The sequence below is a fragment of the Catonella sp. genome (assembly GCF_052173895.1).
GTDB lineage: Bacteria > Bacillota > Clostridia > Lachnospirales > Lachnospiraceae > Catonella.
Genome location: NZ_JBQMXS010000035.1, coordinates 1 through 18,450, shown reverse-complemented (window position 1 = coordinate 18,450; position 18,450 = coordinate 1). Strand labels below are relative to the sequence as shown.

The 18,450-nt window shown below is 34.3% G+C and carries 18 protein-coding genes and 2 pseudogenes; 8 read left to right on the top strand and 12 right to left on the bottom strand.

Annotated elements, in window-relative coordinates; all coding sequences use genetic code 11:
* Positions 1-197, top strand: a pseudogene (locus tag ACTTG8_RS07650) (IS110 family transposase); the annotation flags it as partial.
* A gap of 236 nt (positions 198-433) precedes the next feature.
* Here ACTTG8_RS07650 and ACTTG8_RS07645 read toward each other — a convergent pair.
* The 5 genes and pseudogenes from ACTTG8_RS07645 to ACTTG8_RS07625 form a co-directional block, all read right to left on the bottom strand.
* Positions 434-592, bottom strand: a pseudogene (locus ACTTG8_RS07645) (nuclear transport factor 2 family protein); the annotation flags it as partial.
* A gap of 105 nt (positions 593-697) precedes the next feature.
* Entirely contained in the window at positions 698-1,552 is an 855-nt protein-coding gene (locus tag ACTTG8_RS07640; RefSeq protein WP_442561535.1) for an Abi family protein, read from the bottom strand.
* A 222-nt stretch (positions 1,553-1,774) separates the two neighbouring features.
* Positions 1,775-2,272: a cache domain-containing protein gene (locus ACTTG8_RS07635; protein WP_442561533.1), complete on the bottom strand. Its 498-nt coding sequence runs from the start codon at positions 2,270-2,272 to the stop codon at positions 1,775-1,777.
* Positions 2,273-2,305: 33 nt separating this feature from the next.
* A complete protein-coding gene (locus ACTTG8_RS07630) occupies positions 2,306-2,428 on the bottom strand; it encodes a hypothetical protein (RefSeq protein ID WP_442561532.1) in 123 nt (40 codons plus the stop codon).
* Positions 2,429-2,442: 14 nt separating this feature from the next.
* The gene (locus ACTTG8_RS07625; protein ID WP_442561534.1) at positions 2,443-2,700 is read right to left on the bottom strand and encodes an EAL domain-containing protein; all 258 of its coding nucleotides are present in this window, start codon (positions 2,698-2,700) and stop codon (positions 2,443-2,445) included.
* Between the two features lie 95 nt (positions 2,701-2,795).
* Between ACTTG8_RS07625 and ACTTG8_RS07620 the strand changes: the two genes are divergently transcribed.
* The 5 genes from ACTTG8_RS07620 (at position 2,796) to bioA (ending at position 7,441) form a co-directional block, all read left to right on the top strand.
* Positions 2,796-3,782 (top strand): biotin--[acetyl-CoA-carboxylase] ligase, encoded by a 987-nt coding sequence (locus tag ACTTG8_RS07620; protein WP_442561531.1) that lies wholly within the window; start codon positions 2,796-2,798, stop codon positions 3,780-3,782.
* Positions 3,783-3,801: 19 nt separating this feature from the next.
* The gene (locus ACTTG8_RS07615) at positions 3,802-4,371 is read left to right on the top strand and encodes a biotin transporter BioY (protein WP_442561530.1); all 570 of its coding nucleotides are present in this window, start codon (positions 3,802-3,804) and stop codon (positions 4,369-4,371) included.
* A gap of 24 nt (positions 4,372-4,395) precedes the next feature.
* Positions 4,396-5,391 (top strand): biotin synthase BioB, encoded by a 996-nt coding sequence (gene bioB / locus ACTTG8_RS07610; protein ID WP_442561529.1) that lies wholly within the window; start codon positions 4,396-4,398, stop codon positions 5,389-5,391.
* A gap of 24 nt (positions 5,392-5,415) precedes the next feature.
* Entirely contained in the window at positions 5,416-6,099 is a 684-nt protein-coding gene (gene bioD, locus ACTTG8_RS07605; RefSeq protein WP_442561528.1) for a dethiobiotin synthase, read from the top strand.
* A 142-nt stretch (positions 6,100-6,241) separates the two neighbouring features.
* The gene (gene bioA, locus ACTTG8_RS07600; protein ID WP_442561527.1) at positions 6,242-7,441 is read left to right on the top strand and encodes an adenosylmethionine--8-amino-7-oxononanoate transaminase; all 1,200 of its coding nucleotides are present in this window, start codon (positions 6,242-6,244) and stop codon (positions 7,439-7,441) included.
* 184 nt (positions 7,442-7,625) lie between these two features.
* Here the strand turns inward: bioA and ACTTG8_RS07595 are convergent, their stop codons facing one another.
* From ACTTG8_RS07595 to ACTTG8_RS07565, 7 genes are all read right to left on the bottom strand, one after another.
* Positions 7,626-7,880, bottom strand: a complete 255-nt coding sequence (locus ACTTG8_RS07595) for a hypothetical protein (RefSeq protein WP_442561526.1) — start codon at positions 7,878-7,880, stop codon at positions 7,626-7,628.
* A 41-nt stretch (positions 7,881-7,921) separates the two neighbouring features.
* Complete coding sequence (locus ACTTG8_RS07590) at positions 7,922-8,086, bottom strand: hypothetical protein (protein WP_442561525.1); 165 nt, start codon at positions 8,084-8,086, stop codon at positions 7,922-7,924.
* Positions 8,087-8,304: 218 nt separating this feature from the next.
* The gene (locus ACTTG8_RS07585) at positions 8,305-9,957 is read right to left on the bottom strand and encodes a nucleoside kinase (RefSeq protein WP_442561524.1); all 1,653 of its coding nucleotides are present in this window, start codon (positions 9,955-9,957) and stop codon (positions 8,305-8,307) included.
* A gap of 15 nt (positions 9,958-9,972) precedes the next feature.
* Entirely contained in the window at positions 9,973-10,680 is a 708-nt protein-coding gene (locus ACTTG8_RS07580; RefSeq protein WP_442561523.1) for a tRNA (adenine(22)-N(1))-methyltransferase, read from the bottom strand.
* A complete protein-coding gene (rpoD, locus tag ACTTG8_RS07575) occupies positions 10,680-11,795 on the bottom strand; it encodes an RNA polymerase sigma factor RpoD (protein ID WP_442561522.1) in 1,116 nt (371 codons plus the stop codon). Before rpoD ends, ACTTG8_RS07580 begins: the two co-directional genes overlap by 1 nt.
* A gap of 43 nt (positions 11,796-11,838) precedes the next feature.
* Positions 11,839-13,608: a DNA primase gene (gene dnaG, locus ACTTG8_RS07570; protein ID WP_442561521.1), complete on the bottom strand. Its 1,770-nt coding sequence runs from the start codon at positions 13,606-13,608 to the stop codon at positions 11,839-11,841.
* 8 nt (positions 13,609-13,616) lie between these two features.
* Positions 13,617-14,639, bottom strand: coding sequence for a deoxyguanosinetriphosphate triphosphohydrolase (locus tag ACTTG8_RS07565; protein WP_442561520.1), 1,023 nt, complete (start codon positions 14,637-14,639; stop codon positions 13,617-13,619).
* A gap of 149 nt (positions 14,640-14,788) precedes the next feature.
* Between ACTTG8_RS07565 and ACTTG8_RS07560 the strand changes: the two genes are divergently transcribed.
* Positions 14,789-16,750, top strand: a complete 1,962-nt coding sequence (locus tag ACTTG8_RS07560) for an EAL domain-containing protein (RefSeq protein ID WP_442561519.1) — start codon at positions 14,789-14,791, stop codon at positions 16,748-16,750.
* Positions 16,740-18,450, top strand: a 1,711-nt coding sequence (locus ACTTG8_RS07555) for an EAL domain-containing protein (protein WP_442561518.1), incomplete at its 3' end; no start/stop codon positions are given. The genes ACTTG8_RS07560 and ACTTG8_RS07555, both read left to right, overlap by 11 nt.

Below are 18,450 nucleotides of genomic sequence, written 5' to 3'. Positions count from 1 at the left end.
CTGCTGTATCCATCATGGGTGAGATTGGTGACTTTTCAGCATTTTCAAAACCAAAGCTCGTAGCAATGGGGGCTGTTTCACATAAAGTATGCAACATGATATTTGCAATACTCAGAGACAACAAACCATTTAAAATCATTGCTCCTCAGGAGCATATCAAACAATACAATGCTGCTAAATGCGATATAGCTGCATAAAATACTATGACTCCAATGAATCAATATCTTTCAAAAAACGATATTTTCACCAAGGGGAAAGTCCGCCCTTTTTTAGTCAGAAAACAAAATAAATTTTATCTCATTTAACTATTGACATTTATTAGCTGGACTTTTTTTTATAAAAAAAGACGATAGAGAAATTTCTCTACCGCCATAACTTGCTTGAATTATTTTTAATTTTAGAACTACAAATTGGGAGTTTCTCATTGACAACATCAAAACCAATTTGCTTTTTCATCTCTAATTTTAGGAGTACTGCTTTGTTGATAAGGATTGTAGTTATTTCGATTACATCCGTATTCCTTTAAAGATTTTATCTTATTATCGGTCGTTCATTCAACCAAAGAAATTCCGTCAAATTCTTCTGTTTTTCCTATATACATTAGTGTATCAAACATAAACTTTTAACATCACCTCCTGATTTTTTGCACAAAAAAGCGACTAAGATTTTTATCTCCTAATCGCTAATTTTGTATATTTTATATTTGTTCCCAATTACTTTTAAAACCGGATAACTGCATTATTTCTTCTATTTTTACAGTTTTAAACTTTGTTTCATATCTTAAAAATATATCTTTAATCTCTAATATAAGGTGGCTATGTTCATCTTTAGGTAATACTAATTTTAATAGCATTATCAAATCATATAGGTTTTCGCCAGTATAATCATTGTTGAAATATTTTTTGAATTTCTGAGTTGAACTAACTTTTCTTATTTTAAATGAATACATAACCTCATCGTGTGCTATTATATTTCTAAAATAGTTGGATATTTTTAGAATTTCTATTATTTCTCCAGCTTCTATCTTTTCTTTTGAATTATATTCTTTTTTATACCTATTGCTAAATGTCTTTGCAATAATTGACTGCAAAGAATTATCTAAGGAATTATAAAAGTATGATATATTGCCTAATGTTAAAAAGTTTATCAGCACCCACAACGGAACGTGTGAATATTCATCTATATAGTGTTTTATTGCAGGTTTCCCTGTGCTTTTGTTGTTAGAACTTACTAAATTTGAAAGTGTTGCTATATTCTTGAGTACACTTGTTAAATTACTTGCATTATTGGAATAATTTTTCATCTGTAGATATGAATAATTTTCAGTATATTTTTCTGAAAAATAATATGCACAAGCTGTTTTCAGCAATTTTTCAAATCTAAGCAAATACGGAAATATCGTCTTTTTTAATTCAAAATCCATCAGATAAAGGCTATATAGTTCTTCAAAGGTAGTTCCTTGTTTGAATTCTTCTGGAGAAACTAATACTCCGTTTAAATCTCTTTTTAGAAATATGCTTTTATATCCGTTTATAACATTATAATAATTTATTTGTGATAAAATATCTTTTACATATTCATCATTATCAATAACTAAATTTCTGCTTTTTAATATATTTATTTGTTCATCAAATCTTTTAAATGGTTTATCTATAATTAGCTCCTATTAAAAACGCCCTGCCACTGGTGGCGAGGGCTTGGTCCTTTGTAAATAGATTATACCACAAAAAATGATTATTGCAACATGATTTTATTGTTTGGTGTACTTTTTTGCTCATTTATACTGACACTTTATTTTACCATTTATAGAAATTAGAGTTTCGTCCATACCGTTTGCTACAAATACTCCTGTATCAGTTATTATCCCTCTGAAATCTTCTGAGCCATTGTATTCGTCAACTACCTTTTTTTGCAAACCATCTATTTTTATATCTAATATTATTGTTCCAACCGCTTTTGAGTCTTTTATTATAGGATAACTATATGTTGTTACCATAGTTCTATCTTCGTTGTCCTTGTAAGGCTCTAACATAATAGTTTTTTTGCTATTAACTGTGTCTTTATACCAACGCCTTTCTTCAAAATTTGATATTGTAGACGAAGTAGGTTTTTCTCTTGATTCTTCAAAATAACTTGAAAAACTTTCCTTACTTATTATATCTTTTTCAAAACAAATACCAATTCCTTTTATTAGCTCATTCTTTCGATATATATCAAAAATTGCCTGAGTTATGTAATATTTATTTAAGTTTTCCTTTGGTGTACCTTGCAAATAATCTTCTATAAATCCTTGTGCAACTTCACCTTAATTGTAAATTTCTGCAAGTTTTTTCCCAACTCCTATTGCCATTGCCTTTGTCTGTTCAAGTTTAATAGTTTCTCCATTTTCAACCGCAGTATCAAATTTATTTTTTATTTGAACTACCAATTTTGCTCCATCTTTTATTGGCTTATTCTTTTCAGAAAATTGTCAATTTTCATTGGCTTAAAAAAATAAAAGCCTTGAACATAATCACATCTTAATTCCCTAACTAATGCTAATTCCTCCTCTCTTTCTACACCTTCCACACAGATAAGCAATCCAAAATTCTTACAAGCACTCATTATGCCTTCTAAGAATTTCTTATTTTGTTCTGATTTAATGCTTTCTTTTACTAAGCTCTTGTCTATCTTTACTACACTTGCGTTGACAAATGTGATTATGATATAACATTAATAATTGTTATCCTTATTTGATTTTTAGGTTGACAATATTTACTTTTTGTGTTATTTTATTAGAGTATAAAGGAGAATATATGGCAACAAAAGAAAATTTATTGAAATTGCTTGAAGAAAATAGAGGAATCTATCTTTCCGGTGAAGACATAGGCAGTGCACTGTCAGTTTCAAGAACATCTGTATGGAAAGCAGTCAAAGCCTTGCAGAGCGAAGGATATGATATTTGTGCAGCAACAAACAAAGGTTACTGCCTTGCAAAAAATACCGACATCATCTCTAATCAAGGCATACAAAAATATCTAAGCGAAACAAACAAAAGCCAATTAGAGCTAACCGTTTTGCAAAGCGTAACTTCCACCAACTCCTTCTTCAAAGAAAAGGCAATCAACGGAGCAAAGGAAGGTAGAGTAATCATTGCAGGCGAACAAACAGCAGGTAGAGGGCGAGCCGGCAAAAGCTTTTTCTCTCCCAAAGACACAGGTATCTATATGAGCCTTTTATTAAGACCGACCGAAGAAGAAAAAAACAAAGTTTCAAAAGTCACAACCATTGCAGCCTTAGCTATGAGCGAAGCAATAGAAAAAGTTTCAAATAAAAAAGCTGCCATAAAATGGGTCAATGACATATTTGTTAACCACAAAAAAGTGTGTGGGATTTTGACAGAAATCTCTTTAGACTTAGAAAGCCGAAATATAGAATACATAATCTTAGGTCTTGGAGTCAATGTCTACGAGCCACAAAACGGATTTCCAAAAGAAATAAAAGATATTGCAGGAGCAATTTTCAAAAAATCTAAAGCGGACTCAAAAAATAGACTTATAGCAGGTTTTTTAGAAAGATTTTTCAAATACTATAAATCAGAAAATATTGACAGCTATGTTGAAAAATATAGAAAGAAATGTTTTGTCATAGGCAAGGAGATATTTGTAATCAAAGGAAAAGAAAAACTCCAAGCCTTCGTGAGAAATTTAGACAACAACTGCCACTTGCAAGTCACATACCTTGACGGAAAGCAAGAGATTCTTTCTTCTGGAGAAATCAGCTTAAAACTTAATAAAATTTAATATCAGAAAGAGAGATTATATGAAAAACATTAAAAACTTAACCTATTGTGCCCTATTCGTTGCTCTAATAACCGCAGGTGCTTTTATCAAAGTGCCGGTGCCTGTGGTTCCATTCACCTTACAGCTACTATTTACTATGCTTGCCGGTCTGCTACTTGGAGCAAAATTAGGCGGCATCACAGTTAGCATTTACGTTCTGATGGGCTTGATAGGCTTTCCTGTATTTACAGAAGGTGGAGGGTTAGGATATATCTTCAACACAAGCTTTGGATATCTTATCGGTTTTGCAGTAGGTGCTTACGTCACAGGGCTTATAGCAAACAAAAAACCTGCTCCAAGCTACAAAAGACTTTTAGTTGCAAACTTTGTCGGGCTTGCCATCGTGTACGCTTTTGGAACAGTCTACCTCTACCTAATAAGCAACCTCTACCTTGGTAGAGCCATCAGTGCTTGGACAGTTCTTCTATATGGCTTCTTTTTAGCAGTTCCCGGAGACATAGTCTTGTGCTTTTTAGCAGCAAATTTAGCCAAAAGACTCATTCCTATTATGCAAAGAGACTTCCATCTTTATAAAGGCTTAAAAGGCTAATAACACTATATACAAGATAGAAAAATGGATAAAAAAATGAAAACTAATTTAAATGTCAAAGACATAGCTAAAAAAGTGCTTGACCGAAAAGAAATCACCAAAGAAGAAGCCTTGTATATCTACGACCAAGACTTAAACCAGCTCCAAAAATATGCCAACAGAATAAGAGAAAAATTTTGCTCAAACAAATTCGACCTTTGCACTATAATAAACGCAAAGAGTGGCAACTGCTCCGAAAACTGTAAATTTTGTGCCCAATCTGCGAAAAGCTGCACACAAATTCAAAAATATCCCCTCCTATCAGCACAAGAAATCATACGCCAAGCCAAAATAAACCACGAGCAAGGCGTTCTTAGATATTCCATAGTAACCTCAGGCAAAAAACTTTCAAACAAAGAGGTTGACGAAATGTGCATTGCCATAAAAAGAATAAAAGACGAAGTCGGCATATCAGTTTGCGTATCCTTCGGACTTTTAGACGAAGAACAATTTAAAAAAATTAAAAAAGCAGGAGCTTCAAGAGTGCATAACAATTTAGAAACCTCAAAAAACAACTTTCCAAACATCTGTACCACCCACACCTTTGAAGACAAAGTCAAATCAATCAAAGCAGCCAAAGCAGCAGGGTTATCTGTATGTAGCGGAGGGATAATGGGTCTTGGCGAAACCAAACAAGACCGAATAGATATGGCATTTAGCCTAAAAGAGCTCGGCATAAAAAGCGTGCCTATCAATATGCTAAATCCAATAAATGGCACACCTTTGGGACACAACCAAAGACTGACAAAAGAAGATATGCAAAGGATCGTAGCCACCTACAGATTTATATTGCCGGACGCCTTGATAAGATTGGCAGGAGGCAGAGGACTTCTTGAGGACAAGGGCGAAGCTTGCTTCATTTCAGGAGCAAACGCAGCCATTTCAGGCGATATGCTTACAACAGTAGGCATCACAGTAAAAAAAGATATCCAAATGCTCACAGCTCTAAACTATGAAATAGGGTTTTTCAAAAAAGATTAAAAAATATATAAAAAAGAGGATAAAATGGGAAAAAAGCTATTTATAACGGGTACAGGTACAGACGTAGGCAAAACCTACATTTCAGCCTTAATCTTAAAAAAACTTAATCAAAACAAAGAAAAAGCAGCCTACTACAAAGCTGCAATGAGTGGTAACATCAAAGCAGAAAACGGAGAGCTTATACCGGGTGATGCAAAATTCGTAAAAGACATTTCACAAATAGACCAAAGCCTACAAACGATGTGTCCCTATGTTTATGAAGCAGCAGTCTCACCACATTTAGCTTCAAGATTAGAAGGTAATCCTGTTGATATCAAAGTTGTTATGCAGCATCTTACCCGCTTACTGACAAACTACGACTACATAACAGCAGAGGGTTCAGGTGGCATCTTATGCCCACTTAAATTTGATGAAGGTGAGCTATCACTCACAGACTTCATAAAACAAGGAAACTTCCCCTCAATAATAGTTGCAGACGCAGGACTTGGCACCATCAACTATGTCGGCTTGACAGCCTATTATATGCAAAAAGAGGGCTTTAAAATAAACGGAATTATCTTCAACAACTTTGAGCAGGACAACATTTTGCACCAAGACAACCTGTTTATGTGCAAACACCTCACAAGTCTACCTGTAATAGCCCTCGTAAAAAAGGGCGACACCGATATAGATATCCCAATAGAAAAATTAAAAGCTCTATACGAATAAAAATAAGCTATTATCATAAAAATTTAAAAATAAGAAAATTTATATTGTTTCACTTAATCTATACTATGCTAAAAAAATAATAAGGTTTTAGTAAAAAGTAAATTCAATATAAAATAATGTGAGTAATTGGAGGATAATTGATATGCTTTGGTATCCATACGAACAAATGAAAACTATGAAAAAGCCCTACAAAATCATAAAGGCAGAAGGTGTGTACCTATACACAGAAGATAACAAAATGATAGACTCCGTTTCCTCTTGGTGGAGCACTATTCATGGATACAACAACCAAGAAATAAATGATGCTATCAGAAACCAGCTTGACAAATTTGCCCACGTAATGTTAGGAGGACTAACACACGAACCGGCAGAAAAGCTTGCCGAAAAACTAAAAGAAATCTTGCCGGGAGACTTAGACTATTGCTTCTTCTCAGACTCCGGTAGCGTAGCAGTAGAAGTTGCTCTAAAAATGGCACTTCAATACTATATGAACCAAGGTCAAAAAGAAAGAACAATGGTATTAGCCCTTGAAAAAGCCTACCATGGAGACACCTTCAAAGCAATGGAGGTCGGTGATGATGAAGACTACCATTTTGTGCTAAAAGCCTACGGAAAAAGCCAAAATGTCATTCACATACCAACCGACATAGACGCTTTAGATAAAGCCTTTGAAAAATATCATCTAAAGCTAAACTGCTTCATAGTCGAGCCACTACTTCAAGGGGCAGGCGGTATGCAAATGTATGACATATCATTTTTAAAGCGAGCAAGACAGCTTTGTGACAAATACAAAGTGCTGCTAATCTTTGACGAAGTCGCAACAGGCTTCGGAAGAACAGGCAACAGATTTGTAGCAGACTTAGTTCAGCCGGACATTATAGTCCTTGGTAAATCACTCGTAGCAGGCTATATAGGTCACGCAGTAACAGTATCAAGCAAAAAAGTCTTTGATGCCTTTTATGACAACAGCAAAGACCGTGCTCTGATGCACGGTCCGACCTTTATGGCAAATGCTTTAGCTTGCACAGTCGCACTTAAATCTATCGAGCTATTTGAAAAAAATGACTATACATCAAAAATCAAAAAAATCGAAGAAATCTCAAAAAGAGAGCTAAAAGACTTCACGGACGAAAGAATAAAAGAAATAAGGATAATGGGCGGCTGCACCTGCATAGAAGTGTTTGATGCCAAAGATTTGCAAGGCTACCAAGACTTCGCCTACAAAAAAGGTGTATTCTCTCGCCCATTCCTTAAATATATGTATTCAATGGTGCCATATATCATAACAGAAGAAGAATTAGTCAAAGTATTTCAAACAATGAAAGACTGGTTCAAAAAATAACAAAAATCTCTAAAACAAAGATTTTTCCTTTGCTTTAGAGATTTTCTTTAGATGATAGCATACAATTATGCGAAGTTGCCGCTATACACCCCACCACTACTCATCTCCACGTGTTTGTTAGATTTTCTAAAAACTAAATTTCTATTTAAATACTTTTCATTTACAATATCAGCTATTTCATCAGCTATTTCTTTAATGTTATCATATTTTCTTCGTTTACGATGGCTAAAAATTTTACTCCCTCAATCCTATAAAGACCTATTTTCCCATTCAAACTTTCAATTCTTTTATCTATTACGCTTTTTAGAAATTCGTCAGCAAATTCTCTGCCTTTGTAGTCATTTATAATTCTTAGATGATTAAAGGCAAAACCAATAACTCCGATTTTATCAAGTCCATAATTTAAAATCTCTAATCTTGCACCATCTTTTCTTTGCAATTTCGTTACTGGATCTATATCTACATCACTATCTAAAATCGTTATCTTGCCGACAAAAAATAGTGGGACATTTTTTCTTTTTTAACTTTTCCTTGACAAGAAATCCAATGCTCAGTGCCTTTTATATCTTTCACTTTATACACTAAGTCGTGTATTTCTTCATTTCCAAGTAGCATTTCTTTTATATTTTCATCATATTTTTTCAAATAATCGGAATTTTATATTCTTTTTCTCCACTCCGTTAGTAAATCTCTCACTATATTCGATTCAAATCCAAACATATCTTTTAGACGATCAGAAATATAATACACATTTGAGTTCAAATCGCCAAAAAACATTGCATTATTCTTATCAGAATTCTTATAAAAATAAATTTAATTTTGTTTTACCAATATATCTAAACAGCAAGGGAAAGTATACTAAATTAAACCGGAAAACAATTTCCACCTATAAATTCCCTTACCAATGAATTCTTAGGCACATCATCTGCCGGCATTGACAGAAAATAATTCAAAAACTTAAGCAATCTATTTGCCTCAGAATAATAAGGCGATTCCTTAGAGATACCAAAAAGCAGCGGCTCTGCATACTGTTTGATTACTGCTAACTCATAAATCAGCGAAGAATCAAACATTTCATCCGCACCTTCCTGAAACGGAAAAATATTTTTCTCCTCCCCTCTCCTGACAGATGCCCACCTCGCAAGTGTATCCTCAGCACTATTTCCTCTTGTCCTGGCATCCCTGATTATTCTTCTAAGCAGCCTTAAATCTGTAGTATGTATTCTATTATGATTATCAATATTTAACTGTGTAAGCGCACTTATATAAATCTTAAACTTACTTTCCTTCGGCAAAGCCTCCGAAAACTTATCATTCAAACCATGTATACCCTCTATTACAAGAATGTCATTTTCACCTAATTTAAGATTTTTACCCTTGTACTCTCTCTTACCTGTCTTAAAGTTATAAGAAGGCATACTTACTTCCTTTCCAAGAAGAAGATCTGTCATATCTTTATTAAACTGAGCTGTATCTATTGCTTCAAGGCATTCAAAGTCATAATCCCCATTTTCATCCCTAGGAGTTTCATCCCTATTCTTAAAATAATCATCGGCCGCAATAGGATGAGGGCGCAGTCCCTGAACCATAAGCTCTATGGAGAGCCTATGTGAAAATGTAGTCTTGCCTGAAGATGAAGGTCCTGCAATCATCACTATTTTCTTACCAAGCCTAGCAATATTCTCTGCAATTTTCCCTATTTTTCCTTCCTGAAGGGCCTCATTTACAAGCATCACATCATTAATCCTACCCTCAGAAATTGCATCATTCAAATCCCCAACCGTATCAATACCAAGGCATTTCCCCCAAGAATTAGCTTCCTTCATAGTTTTGTAAAGCAGTTCCCTAGGCTGCCATTTAGGCCTTGCCACTTCAAAACCCTCGCCATAGTCTGGAAGTGTTACTACTATTCCATTATCATAAGCTTTAAGATCAAAAGATTTAAGTACTCCGGTAGATGGAGGCATATAGCCATAAAAATAATCATGATACTCTCCAAGCTTGTATATATTAGTAGTTGAACCCCTCCTGTACTTAAACAAATGTTCTTTATCCTGTAAATCACTATCCAAAAATTTATTAACAGCTTCCTTAGTTGATACAAGGCTCTTTTCAAACCATATATTTTCCTTTACAAGCCCATCCATCCTACTTTTTACGTTAGCTGCAAACTCCTCATCAACAGTTACCCTTCCTTTTATTTCACAAAAAATTCCATTCCCCAGTGAATACTCACAGCTTATCCCCATAACCTCATCCTTATCATATACATCATGTACAGATTTTATAAAGAGAAATAAAACTCCCCTTTCATAAGTCCTTCTGCCATCAGCCGAATTTATATCATAAAAGCTTATTTTGGCATCCTCATGAACCCTTTTCCATAATTCCTTAAGCTTTCCATTAACCTTTGCCAATAATTTCCCATGATTTTCACCATATAATTTTACAGCAATATCAGATAAGGTAGTTTCCTTTTCACATTCTATAATCTTTCCATCTATTTCTATTACCATAGTTTCCTCCATAAGTTAAAATCTGCTAAGTGCCTCATGCACCAGCCCCAACTCCTCTTCTATCACCTTAACCCTGCCATTATCAAGATTATTTTGTGATTGCAAAAACTCTCTATTTTGCAATAATTCTTCAAAATGCCTCTTTCTTTTCAGTAAAAACTCCCTTAATACAGGATGTTTTTTCTTGATAAGTATGGGACCAAATTCATCTTCTATAGTAAAAGACATTTCTGAGTATCCTTTTTCTGCCTTTATTATCTGATAATATTTTCCTGACTCACTCAGCATGTCCTCATCAATAATAACAAATCCTATTTCCCTTAAATACGCCCTAACTATCCGCAAATCCGACTGAGGCTCTAAAATAAGAACATCTGCACCATTTACAACCTCCCTGCTTTCAGAAAGAATTTCTCTTATTAACATACCTCCCATTCCTGAAATTAAAATAGTATCAACCTCTTTAGGTTTATATCCACATAATCCTGAGCAAAGTCTGGTTTCAATTTTTTCTTCAAACCCCACAAACCTTATATTATCACTTGCAATCTTTAATGGTCCTTCTCTCAAATCAGAGGCAATTACCCTCTCAGCCTTTCCATTTTCAATAAGATTGATTGAAATATAAGCATGATCACATCCTACATCTGCTAAAACCTTGGATGAATCCACCAAAGATGCAATCGCAAGCATTCTTTTTGGTATTTTTTTTCTTTTCCTCATTATTCTAAATAATCCTTCAATTTTCTACTTCTACTCGGCTGTCTGAGTTTTCTTAAAGCCTTAGACTCAATTTGCCTTATCCTTTCTCTAGTTACATCAAACTCTCTTCCCACTTCTTCTAAGGTATGGGTACGCCCATTATCAAGTCCAAATCTCAGTCTTATTACCCTAGCCTCTCTCTCTGTAAGACTTTCAAGTACATCAGCAAGCTGCCTTTTTAAAATAGCATGAGCTGCAGCCTCAACCGGTGCCATATTATTATCATCCGGAATAAAATCTCCAATATGACTGTCTTCTTCCTCTCCTATAGGCGTCTCAAAAGAAACAGGCTCTTGTGCAATCTTCATTATACTTCTAACTTTTTCAGTATCCATGCTAATCTTTTCTGCTATTTCCTCCGGCTGTGGCTCTCTCCCAAATTCTTGAGTGAGCTGTCTCTGTACCCTTATTATTTTATTTATAGTCTCTACCATATGTACAGGAATTCTTATTGTTCTAGCCTGATCTGCTATCGCCCTGCTAATTGACTGTTTAATCCACCACGTTGCATATGTGCTAAATTTATATCCTTTTTTATGGTCAAACTTTTCTACTGCCTTTATTAGACCAATATTACCCTCTTGTATAAGATCCAAAAACTGAAGACCTCTTCCAATATATTTTTTGGCTATGCTTACAACCAACCTTAAATTAGCTTCAATAAGTTTTTGTTTAGCATCTTCATCACCTGCTTCTATCTTTTTTGCAAGCTCTATCTCTTCTTCTCCGGAAAGAAGTGAAACTTTTCCAATTTCTTTCAGATACATCCGTACAGGATCATCTGTTCCAACTCCATCCGCAACCAAAAGATTCTCGTCTTCAATTTTTTCATCAGGCTCTTCATCATAGTCCATCTCTAATAAAATTTTATCTTCTTCATCATCATCTGAACTACTTATAAAAAGTACATCTATACCATTGTTTTCAAGATATTTATAACACTTCTTTAATTCATTGTCACTTATTTCACAATCAGAAAAAAAGCTTTTAACTTCCTCTGCCTCCAATGCTCCTTTCTTTATATTTGCCGCTTTAACAAGCTCCTTCAACTTACCTTTAAGTACCTTTTCATCCATATGTTCATCCTCCTGTAAGTTTTCAAATTAAACAAGTGACAAATTAAAATTTCAGTCTGCTAAGCTCATTCTGCTTTCTTTTTATCTCCATCAAGTTTTTCATATCATTATCATCAAGCTGTCTCAGCATTTCGTCAAGGCCGGCTCTCTTTACTTTTATAACTACTTCTCTAAATACTTTTTCCTGCTCATTTTTAACAAAACTTAAATCAAATTTATCTTCAAATATTTCCGTAACTAAAGCCTGATCATCTGCTGATTCATACCTGCTTATCATCTCTGCTACATTAACTACTCCTCCATTATCTATAATTCTAAACATCCTACCTGCCACATCTTTATATAGAGGAACTACAAAATCTTCCGGTAATATTATATCTTTTATACGGTTATATAGGCTTGGTCGGTTATAAATAAGAGAGAGTAACAATCTCCCGGTCTTTAACATTCCCTCTTCTGCCGTTTTAGCCCTTTCAGCCTTCTTGGTTCTCTCTCCGGCTTCCTTATAGACCTCCCTTATTTCTTTAGCTCCTCCAATCTTAATTACAAGCCTATTAAGTGACTCTTTAGATATAAAATATTTTTCTGCAACCGCCGCTATATAGTTTTCACGCTCAAGATCTTCATGAAAGTCTGTAAGTCTTTCAGCTACTTTATTTAAAAATTCTGTTTTCCCCTCCGGTTCTGAAAGATTAAAAGATTGCTCCATAGTTAAAAGTTCAAAGTCAAAACTATTTTCTGCATTTTCAATCCTTTTTTCAAATTCTTCCCTTCCTGCTGCCTTTATAAGCTCATCAGGGTCTTTATAAGGAGTAAGTTTCAGTATCTTAGTCTTAATCCCTGCAGCCTTCAGTATAGGAATCGCCCTTAAGGCAGCCTTTACTCCGGCTCCATCACTATCATAAGTTATAACTACTTCCTTTACATATCTTGCTATCAGCCTCGCCTGCTCTTCAGTAAGTGCAGTACCTAAGGACGCAACAGCATTGGTAAAACCTTCCTGATGAAGTGCTATTACATCCATATATCCCTCACAAAGCAACATATATTTCTCTCTGCTGTGTTTTGCAAAATTTAGTCCATAAAGATTACGTCTTTTATTAAATATATCTGTTTCTCTTGAATTAAGATATTTCGGTTCGCCTTCTCCCATAACCCTTCCGCCAAATGCAATAACCCTATTATTCTGATCCATAATTGGGAACATCACTCTGTTCCAAAACATATCAAACACACCTCTACCCTCTTTAAAAGTCACAAGTTCAGACTTAATCATAAGTTCATCACTATAACCTTTAGACTTTAAGTATGTATATAAGGCATTGTATGACTTTACTGAATATCCCAATCCGAATTTATGTATAGTTTCATCACTAAGCCCTCTGTTTTTCAGATAATCCATAGGGTATTTGCCATAATCCCCCCTTAAATGATAATAGTAGAATGTAGCCGCCTCTTTATATATTTCAAGCATCCGTATTCTTAAATCTGCCTTTTTCTTTCCATTACTATACTCTGTTTCTTCCGGGAGAACCATTCCTACCCTGTCAGCTAACTCTTTTACCGCTTCAGTAAAAGATAAATTATCGTACTTCATTATAAAACTAATACAATTGCCACCTACTCCACATCCAAAGCAATGAAAAATCTGCTTACTTTGATTTACAGAAAATGATGGTGTCTTCTCTCCATGAAAAGGACATAACCCCACATAATTAGACCCTCTTCTTGTAAGATTTACATGGCGTGAAATTACATCAACTATATCATTTTTTTCTCTAACCTCATCGACAATTTCCTCCGAATAGTACATGAGCCTCCTTAATATTTGCCCCAGCGAACAGGTACAAAAATCTCTTTTATAGTTTTAATAGCAAAATCATCGGACATACCGGCTATATAATCACAGACTACTTTTTCTACAGGCTCTCCCATTTCATCAGCAAGCCTCTTATATTCTTCCGGCAAGGTTTCATAATTTTCAAGATAATATCTATATAAATACTCCACAAGCCTCTGAGCCTGTGTCTCCTCACTCTTAGCCGCAGGATTACTATATACTTCTCTCATTAAAAAACTGCGAAGTCCTCTCATTGCTCCTTCAACTTTTTCAGACATTTTTACTTCGTTTTTGCCAAAGCTTGTAAAAATTACATCCTTGACCATTGTGTCAATCCTTCCTGCCACACTATGTCCTACTACCTCTGTATATTCCTCCGGCAGATCCTCTTCTGTAAGAATTCCTCCTCTTAATGCATCATCTATATCATGATTTACATAAGCTATCTTATCTGAAAGCCTAACTATCTTCCCCTCTAAAGTATAAGGTTTACAAGCACTCCTGTGATTTCTAATCCCATCCCTTACTTCTTTAGTGAGATTAAGCCCCTTACCATGCTTTTCAAGAAGTTCTACTACTCTTACACTCTGCTCATTATGCCTAAAACCATAAGGTGAAACACGATTTAAAGCGCTCTCTCCTGCATGCCCGAAAGGAGTATGTCCTAAATCATGCCCCAAAGCTATAGCCTCTGTTAAATCCTCATTCAACATCAGTGCCCTCGCAATCGTTCTTGCAATCTGAGCAACCTCAAGAGTATGTGTAAGTCTGGTTCTATAATGGTCTCCTTCCGGATCTAAAAAGACCTGCGTTTTATGCTTAAGCCTTCTAAAAGACTTACAATGTAATATCCTGTCCCTATCTCTTTGATAAATTGTTCTTATCTCATCAGGCTCTTCTTTTCTATCCCTTCCTGCTGAACCGTCTGCAAAAGATGCAAACTCACAAAGCATCTTATGTTCAAGTTCTTCTCTAAGCTTTCTAATACACTTAACTTTTCCCATTTTTACCTCCATTACAAAGCCCATACCAGTATTATTCAAAAAAAAATTTAATTTTCCTTTTTTTTGTAACCGTTTTGTATTATACTTGTATTATAATAGTAAGAGTATTGATTGTTACGTTGTTAATTATAAATATCTTGGAGATTAGAATGGTGAATAATTATTGGTTTGAAGTAGCGGCATTTATTTTAGAACTGGTTCTTGGCTATATGCTGATATTTAGAAATACTGTAACACTTCCTTACAGTAAAATATTTAAGAGCTTATATATATGCTCGTTTTTCTCGTCCCTTACTGCTTTATCACAGGTTTTAATAGAATATTATGTATTTTATAATAATAAAGACATAGGCAATTTTACTCTCATATTAAACATCCTATCAATGGTGTTTTTCTATGCTCATATCTTGTGCTGTGCTTTTTTTGCACTTTACGAATATTCAGTTCTTAACATAAAAATTAACGATACTTTGACTAAATTTCTGCTCTACAGTCCTGCGGCTGTAGCAATATTTACTATTACTTTAAATCCATTTGCTCAAACAGTATTTTACATAAGTCCTGTTTCCGGATATCACAGAAGATTGCTACTTTACCTTTTATATGTAATAGCCTTTTACTACCTAGCCTTTATTACTATAACTATCAGAATGTATGGTCAAAATATTAGGAATGATAAGCGAATTGCATTTACAATACTTCCATACATACCTGTGTTAGGAACCATCATACAGTTTTTCCTGCCTCAACTTGCAATTGAAAGCTTTTTTATGACAATAGCTGTATTAATTACCTATATAACTATAGAAAGTCCATCAGATTATATTGATTTTGTTACAGGACTCCAGAATAAGGATGCACTATTTACTAACTTCAGTGTTGCTATGTCTATGAGAAAGCCAATCGCAATTATTACCGTTAACATAGAAATGATTGATGCTTTGGACAAAGAACTTGGCATAGACTGCACCAATGCTCTTATTTTAGATGTGTCAATTTTCTTGTCACGCCTTTTAAAGCATGCAAATGTCTATTCATATGGGAGAGGTAAATTTGCCATATATATTTCCCTAGACAATTCATGGGCAAATATTCACATGGCTGAAATCCTCGCAGACAAGATAGAAGAGCGATTTAAAGCACCTTTTGACATAACCGATACTAATAGGATGCTCCTCCTTAAACGAGTTTTCATATACAACTGTCCTAAAGATATTTCAAATTCAAATATGCTAAATGAGATTCTTCAATTAGAATCTACTGCCACAGTATCTAATAAACAAAAATACTTAACCATTGATGATATAGATATTAATGTTACCGATAAAGAACGTCTTATTTCATCAAAAATTCTTAATTTATATGAAAAACCGTCTATAGAATTAAAATTCTTGCCTGAGTATAATGTCTCATCAAGTTCATTTGATTCTGTAAAGGCTGAACTTACTATGAATACAGCTGAAATTGGTTATGTAAATTCACATACCTTTATAAGTGTTGCTGAAAAATATGGATTAATTATATCTCTATATAACTATATCCTCGAAATGCTCTTCAAAACAATAAGAGACTCTGATTTGATTATACTTGGAATAAGATCAGTTGAAATAGTTATACCGATTTCTATTCTGTTAAAGAAGAATGAGGGAGAGAAACTTGTTAACCTTGCAGCACAATATGATATTCCACCAAAGCTCATTTGCTTTGAGTTGGCAAAAAATACTATTGCTGATTATGAAGGAGTAATCGCAGAAAACATGAAGGCCATACATAATTCCGGCTTTAGGTTCACTCTCGAAAATTACGGCAACGGCTATACAAATGCCTCTGCCTTTCTTGAAATGCCAATTACTTCAGTAAGTATAGATAAAGTTTTAACCGGAAATGCACTTGAGTCCGAACTGGCAGACAATCTTATGAACTGCACTCTTGAGCTGCTCAAGGAATTTGGAATGATTGTTAAGGCTAAACATATAGAAACTGAAAACGCCAAAAATTACGCAATCCAATTAGGTTGTGATTATTTGCAGGGGTATTATTTTTCTAAGCCACTTCTTGCAAATGACCTGGCTAAATTTTTAAAAAAGGAGGTAAACACCAATGGAATATAGTATCTGGCTTGATGTATGCTCTATATTAACATTAATCTCCCTTATTTTAGCTAATCGAATTAAGAAAACAGCCTCGTTTTATCGCAACAATCTGGTACTACAATCAATATTGGTTTTGCTCTTAAACACCCTTGTTGACCTTATAGCCATTAATGGCCACATAATTACTAATAGATTTTTACTTTATTCCCTACATTCCCTTAAATACATACTAATGTATGCAGCACTTGGTTATATGATTGTGTACACTTCTGTTGCTGTAAACCAGCGTATACATGGGCGTAATATACTTAAATTATTTATTGCTCCTATTATTTTTATATTTACTTTGCTGATATATAATTATAATACTGAATTTGTCTTCTCCATAACTGCCGGTGGATTTTTTGAGTATGGTCCTTATTTTGCTATTTTTTCTTGCTTGGATTTGTACTACATATCCGTAGCATCTTATTTGTTAATAAGAGGCCGTCTTGCCCTATCAAAAAATCACAAAATACTGATTCCGGCCATACCTATTATTTTTGTCACCGGAACAGTTTTTGATTATTTATTTCCTGAGGCGGCCTCACTGCAGTTTACTTCTACAGTTTTTATTACCCTTGTATTCTCCTATATGCAGAATCCAAGCGAATATTATTCAGATGATTCTCTTATGATGAGTCGTGATGCATTTATTTCAATGTGTGGGTCAAGATTTTCACCTGAATCTCATACTCAGTGTATAGCAATAAATATACACAATTACGATTTACTTGTTAAAACTGTAGAAAAAAATAGAATCTTACATGCTGAAGGAATATTTATAAAAAGCCTAAAACAATTTTCTAAAAAACTACTTATATTTAAAGTAAATAATGGCCAATACATTATAATTATGGATGAAAATAACGAAACTGAGGCCAAGCTTGTCTACGAAGAGACTTGCAGCATAATGAAAATACTTTCCAACTCAACAAGACTCAGTATTCCTATTTATTCAACCTGCTGTGCCTTCAGCTCTCCTAAACATGTTTCCAGCATAAGAATGGTGGATAATCTTTTTTCCGCATTAAGGCTTTATGAAAACAGGGATAATCTTTTTACCGTAGATGTTAATGAACTTAATATTAAAAGCGATGAAGAAATTTTGCGTATAGAAGAGCTTGTTAAAACTGCCCTTAATGATAATCGCCTAGAAGTATATTTTCAACCTATATATAATACAGAAAAAAAGAAATTTACTTCTGCCGAGGCATTAATCAGAATGAAGGACAACGAAGGCAATTTCGTCCCACCTGATATATTCATACCAATTGCTGAAAAGAGTTCACTAATTATTGATATAGGAAATTTTGTCTTAAATGAAGTATGTCGTGTAATTTCTGAAGAACACCTAAGCGACTATGACTTTGAGTATATAGAGGTAAATGTATCCATGGTTGAATGCTTGCAGAGCAACCTTGCCTCCAATGTTATGTCAGTTCTAAAACAATACCGCATCTTCCCTAGCCAGATAAACCTTGAAATTACAGAAACTTCAGCCAGTGAATTCACTGACATCGTTGATAAAAACATCAAGACACTCTATAATAAAAATATCACATTTTCTCTTGATGATTTTGGAACTGGCTATTCCTCTCTCTCAAGGATTTTATCATTACCGTTAAAACTAATTAAAATAGACAAATCAATTGTTCAAGCTCCTTTTATCTCTACTG

Excerpts from the sequence above, each read along its gene's own strand:
- ACTTG8_RS07560 (WP_442561519.1), top strand. The coding sequence starts at position 14,789 with ATGGTGAATAATTATTGGTTTGAAGTAGCGGCATTTATTTTAGAACTG.
- ACTTG8_RS07615 (WP_442561530.1), top strand. The coding sequence starts at position 3,802 with ATGAAAAACATTAAAAACTTAACCTATTGTGCCCTATTCGTTGCTCTA.
- bioA (WP_442561527.1), top strand. The coding sequence starts at position 6,242 with ATGCTTTGGTATCCATACGAACAAATGAAAACTATGAAAAAGCCCTAC.
- ACTTG8_RS07585 (WP_442561524.1), bottom strand. The coding sequence starts at position 9,957 with ATGGTAATAGAAATAGATGGAAAGATTATAGAATGTGAAAAGGAAACT.
- bioD (WP_442561528.1), top strand. The coding sequence starts at position 5,416 with ATGGGAAAAAAGCTATTTATAACGGGTACAGGTACAGACGTAGGCAAA.
- ACTTG8_RS07580 (WP_442561523.1), bottom strand. The coding sequence starts at position 10,680 with ATGAGGAAAAGAAAAAAAATACCAAAAAGAATGCTTGCGATTGCATCT.
- ACTTG8_RS07620 (WP_442561531.1), top strand. The coding sequence starts at position 2,796 with ATGGCAACAAAAGAAAATTTATTGAAATTGCTTGAAGAAAATAGAGGA.
- dnaG (WP_442561521.1), bottom strand. The coding sequence starts at position 13,608 with ATGTACTATTCGGAGGAAATTGTCGATGAGGTTAGAGAAAAAAATGAT.
- ACTTG8_RS07565 (WP_442561520.1), bottom strand. The coding sequence starts at position 14,639 with ATGGGAAAAGTTAAGTGTATTAGAAAGCTTAGAGAAGAACTTGAACAT.
- rpoD (WP_442561522.1), bottom strand. The coding sequence starts at position 11,795 with ATGGATGAAAAGGTACTTAAAGGTAAGTTGAAGGAGCTTGTTAAAGCG.
- bioB (WP_442561529.1), top strand. The coding sequence starts at position 4,396 with ATGGATAAAAAAATGAAAACTAATTTAAATGTCAAAGACATAGCTAAA.